Source organism: Streptomyces sp. NPDC047072, from assembly GCF_040643855.1.
GTDB lineage: Bacteria > Actinomycetota > Actinomycetes > Streptomycetales > Streptomycetaceae > Streptomyces.
In genome coordinates this window covers 1-4,720 of the sequence record NZ_JBEYVC010000023.1, presented here as the reverse complement: position 1 = coordinate 4,720, position 4,720 = coordinate 1, and the positions used below count along the sequence as shown (strand labels likewise).

The 4,720-nt window shown below is 72.2% G+C and carries 6 protein-coding genes; all 6 read left to right on the top strand.

Going from position 1 to position 4,720, the window contains the following annotated elements; translation table 11 throughout:
* Positions 1–262 precede the first annotated feature (262 nt).
* Entirely contained in the window at positions 263–787 is a 525-nt protein-coding gene (locus ABZ896_RS13150; protein ID WP_360926567.1) for an NUDIX domain-containing protein, read from the top strand.
* A 25-nt stretch (positions 788–812) separates the two neighbouring features.
* Positions 813–1,205, top strand: a complete 393-nt coding sequence (locus ABZ896_RS13145; RefSeq protein ID WP_360926564.1) for a DUF202 domain-containing protein — start codon at positions 813–815, stop codon at positions 1,203–1,205.
* 218 nt (positions 1,206–1,423) lie between these two features.
* Complete coding sequence (locus ABZ896_RS13140) at positions 1,424–1,741, top strand: DUF202 domain-containing protein (protein ID WP_360926768.1); 318 nt, start codon at positions 1,424–1,426, stop codon at positions 1,739–1,741.
* A gap of 172 nt (positions 1,742–1,913) precedes the next feature.
* Positions 1,914–2,210, top strand: a complete 297-nt coding sequence (locus tag ABZ896_RS13135) for a hypothetical protein (RefSeq protein WP_360926561.1) — start codon at positions 1,914–1,916, stop codon at positions 2,208–2,210.
* A gap of 157 nt (positions 2,211–2,367) precedes the next feature.
* Positions 2,368–3,390, top strand: a complete 1,023-nt coding sequence (locus ABZ896_RS13130) for a phosphotransferase family protein (RefSeq protein WP_360926558.1) — start codon at positions 2,368–2,370, stop codon at positions 3,388–3,390.
* Positions 3,391–3,396: 6 nt separating this feature from the next.
* Entirely contained in the window at positions 3,397–4,620 is a 1,224-nt protein-coding gene (locus ABZ896_RS13125) for an acyl-CoA dehydrogenase family protein (RefSeq protein ID WP_360926555.1), read from the top strand.
* Positions 4,621–4,720: the final 100 nt, after the last annotated feature.

Sequence of the window (4,720 nt, the reverse complement as noted above, 5' to 3'; positions counted from 1 at the left end):
GGGAGCTGAGCGGACGGAGCAAGGGAACCTGGCGCACGGAGACAGGGAGCTGAGCGGACGGAGCAAGGGAACCTGGCGCACGGAGACAGGGAGCTGAGCGGACGGAGCAAGGGAACCTGGCGCACGGAGACAGGGAGCTGGGCGGGCGGAGCCGGGGTGCCTGGCGCACGGAGACAGGGAGCTGGGCGGAGTTGGAGAGTTTGTTCGGGGGTGCTCCTCGTCGGCCTGATCGCCGGTCCTCACCTGCTGCTTGGATGGGGGTATGAGCGCTGCTGACGAGATTCTCGACATCGTCGACGAGTACGACCGGGTGGTGGGGCAGTCGCCCCGGGGCGAGGCGTACGCCGAAGGGCTGCGTCACCGGTGCGTCTTCGTCCAGGCCCGGGACGCCGAGGGCCGGCTCTTCGTGCACCGGCGCACGCCCACCAAGCTGGTCTTCCCCTCGCTGTACGACATGTTCGTCGGCGGAGTCGTCGGCGCGGGCGAGGCCTACGACGACGCGGCACTCCGGGAAGCCGAGGAGGAGCTGGGCGTGACGGGGCTGCCGCAGCCGTCGTACCTCTTCAAGTTCCTCTACGACGACGGCGCGGGGCGGACCTGGTGGTCCGCGGTGTACGAGGTCCGCTGCGACCTCCCCGTCTCCCCGCAGGTGGAGGAGGTGGCCTGGCACGACTTCCTGACCGAGGACGAGGTCCAGCGGCGCCTCGCGGAGTGGGAGTGGGTGCCGGACGGGCTCGCCGCGTACGAGCGGCTGAGGGCGTACCGGTCGGGCGCCGCCGGAGCGTGAGAAAGGGCCGGATAGGGTCCTTGGCGTGATCGGTTTCGTACAGAACGTCCGTCTGTGGTTCGCCCCCCAGGAGGTCCGGCGGGAGGGACAGACCCCCGACTACCGGTTCTCGCTGGCGAACGAGCGGACCTTCCTGGCCTGGCTGCGCACCGCGCTCGCGCTGATCGGCGGGGGCTTCGCCGTGGACCAGTTCCTTCCCGACCTGCGGTGGGGATGGCGGGTCGGGCTGGCGCTCGCGCTGCTCGCGGCGGGCGTGCTGTGCTCGCTGCGGGCGGTCAACCACTGGGTGCGCTGCGAACGGGCCATGCGCCGCGGCGACGACCTCCCGGCGTCCCGCTTCCCGGCGGTACTGAGCCTGGTGGTCGCGGTGGTGGCCGTCGCGATGGTGGCGGTGGTGCTGCTCGGGTGGGAGGGGTGAGCGGGGGCGCGGCGGCGGACGACCCGGTGAGTTCGGGCGCCGCGCCGGAAGGCGATCCGGTGCGCGCGGGCGTCCCGGCCAAAGGCACCCCGGCAACCGAAGCCCCGACCGAAGCCGACCCCGCGAAAGGCACCCCGGCAACCGGAGCCCCGACCGAAGCCGACCCCGCGGAAGGCGACCCGGTGACCGGAGCCCCGACCGAAGCCGACCCCGTCGGCGTGGGCGTCGTCGCGGAACGCGACCCAGGGCTCCAACCCGAGCGGACCCGGCTCGCCTGGCGTCGTACGACGCTCTCCGGCACCGTCTCCGCGGTCCTCGCCGTGAAGACGGCCCTGCACGGGGGCGCCTCCCCCGCGGGCCTCGTCGCCTGTGCCCTGTGCTGCGGCCTGTGGCTCGGGTTCCTGTATCTGGCCCACCGCCGTATCCGCACCCTGGCGACGGCGGACAGCCCACCGCCGCTCGCCCCCCGACAGGCGACGGCCGCCGTACTGGCGACCGTGGCGATGGCGGTGTGCGGGACGGTGCTGGTGATGTGAGGGCGGCGGGAGCGCGGGGCGCGGCGGAGCGCCGTACCGTCGACAGGTGATGGCCTCACGGGGTCCCACCCCCCGGACGCCGGGGCGCCACGCAGTCGCGAATGGGCCGAAACGCCCCCTTCGCGTGGCAACCTGTCCGACGTCATCACCCGCCCCTCCGAAGGTGAGCACCATGACCACCCTCCACCACGAACACGCCTCCCACACGCACAGCCACGGACCGGGCTGCGGGCACGCCGAGGTGCCGCACCAGGACCACGTCGACTACGCGCACGACGGCCACCTGCACCGCGCGCACGACGGCCACTGGGACGAGTGCGAGGCCGACGGACACGTCGCGCACGACGGCCACGCGCACGCGCACGGCCAGGACTGCGGACACGACAGCGTGCTGCACGGCGACCACGTCGACTACCTGCACGACGGCCACCGGCACGCCGCCCACGACGGGCACTGGGACGACCACTGACCCGACCGGGAACCGACGCCGACAGCTCCCCGCGGTACGCACGCGGGGAGCTGTCGGCCTATCGTGGGCCGGATCACGTCGCCCCGCCCCTCTGGACTACATACCGACCAGTCGGCATGATGGTCTGACCCAGTCCACGCGCGCGCAAGGAGCCCCGATGACCCCCGACCATCCGCCCGGACTCGATCTCGACCGGCTGCGCGGCCTGCTCGACCGCGAGCGACCCGGCCTGGTGGGCGGCCCCCTGACCGGCCGGCTGATCGAGGGCGGACGGTCCAACCTCACGTACGCGGTCTCGGACGGCACCTCGAAGTGGGTCGTACGACGCCCCCCGCTCGGCCATGTCCTCGCCACCGCGCACGACATGAAGCGCGAGCACCGCGTGATCAGCGCCCTGCATCCGACGAACGTACCCGTGCCGCGTCCCGTGCTGCTCTGCGAGGACGAGGACGTGCTCGGGTCGCCGTTCTACGTCATGGAGTTCGTGGAGGGCACCCCCTATCGCACGGCCGAACAGCTCGCCCCCCTCGGCCCCACGCGCACCCGGGACGCGGTGCTCGCGCTCGTCGACACCCTCGTGGAGCTGCACGCGGTGGACCCCGCCGAGGTGGGTCTCGCGGACTTCGGCCGCCCCGAGGGCTTCCTGGACCGCCAGCTGCGCCGCTGGGGCAAGCAGCTGGACGCCTCCCGCAACCGCGAGCTGGCCGGCATCGACGAGCTGCACGCGGCGCTCGGGCGTGCCCTGCCGGACTCCCCCACGGCGACGGTGATCCACGGCGACTACCGGCTCGACAACGTCCTGATCGGCGCGGACGACCGGATCAAGGCGATCCTCGACTGGGAGATGTCGACCCTCGGCGACCCGCTCACCGACCTGGGCCTGCTGGTGATGTACAGCCTGCCGCTGGGCGCGCCGGACTCCCCCGTCTCCACCACCGCCGAGGCCCCGGGCCACCCGGATCCGGCCGAACTGGTCGCGCGCTACGCCGAGCGCTCCGGGCGGGACGTCTCGGCGGTCTCCTGGTACACGGCGTTCGCCTGGTTCAAGCTCGCCGTGATCCTGGAGGGCATCCACTACCGCTACACCCTGGGCCAGACGGTCGGCCGCGGTTTCGACCGCATCGGCGACCTGGTGCCCGTCTTCATCCAGCACGGTCTCACGACGCTTCAGGAAGGCTGACCGGACATGGACTTCGCGTTCGACGCACGCACCGAGGAGCTGCGCGCCAAGCTGCTCGCCTTCATGGACGAGTACGTCTACCCGGCCGAGGCGGTCGCGGAGGAGCAGCGCGCGCAGCTGGCCTCGCCGTGGGACACCCCGGCCGTGGTGGAGGAGCTGAAGGCGGAGGCGCGCAGGCAGGGCCTGTGGAACCTCTTCCTGCCGGACTCCGAGTACGGCGCGGGGCTCACCAACCTCCAGTACGCGCCGCTGGCCGAGATCACCGGCCGCTCCCCGCAGCTCGCGCCCACCGCGCTGAACTGCGCGGCGCCGGACACCGGCAACATGGAGGTGCTGTCGCAGTTCGGGGACGAGCAGCAGAAGAAGCAGTGGCTGGAGCCGCTCCTCGCCGGTGAGATCCGCTCCGCGTTCGCGATGACCGAGCCGGAGGTGGCCTCCTCGGACGCCACGAACATCACGACGTACATCGAGCGGTCCTCGGACGGCACAGACGAGTACGTCGTCACCGGCCGCAAGTGGTACATCTCCGGGGCGATGAACCCGGACTGCAAGATCTTCATCGTGATGGGCAAGACGGACCCGGACGGCGCGGACATCCGCCGCCAGCAGTCCATGATCCTGGTCCCGCGGGACACCCCGGGCGTGACCGTGAAGCGCGCCATGCAGGTGTTCGGCTACGAGGACCACTACCACGGCGGCCACGCCGAGGTGGTCTTCGACCACGCGCGCGTGCCCGTCTCGAACCTGATCGGCGAGGAGGGCGGCGGCTTCGCCATCGCCCAGGCGCGGCTCGGTCCGGGCCGGATCCACCACTGCATGCGGCTGATCGGGATGGCCGAGCGGGCGATCGAGCTGATGTGCCGGCGGGCGGTCTCCCGGACGGCCTTCGGCAAGGCGCTGGCCCAGCAGGGCGTGGTGCACAACTGGATCGCCGACGCGCGCGTGCAGGTCGAGCAGCTGCGGCTGCTGGTCCTGAAGACGGCCTGGCTGATGGACACGGTCGGCAACAAGGGCGCCCACACCGAGATCCAGTCCATCAAGATCGCCACGCCCCGCGCGGTCGTCGACATCATCGACCGGGCGATCCAGCTGCACGGCGCGGGCGGCCTCAGCCAGGACTTCCCGCTCGCCGAGCTGTACGCGGGCGCGCGCACGCTGATGATCGCCGACGGACCGGACGAGGTCCACCAGCGCTCGCTGGCCCGCCGGGAGCTGAAGAAGTACCTGTGACGCCCCGCTAGGGCGTGTTGCGAAAGTCCCGTCGTCCGCCCGGAGGGCGGGCCGGGCGGCGTTCGGTGCGTGCTCTCGGCGTGCCGGACGGAAGCCCTCG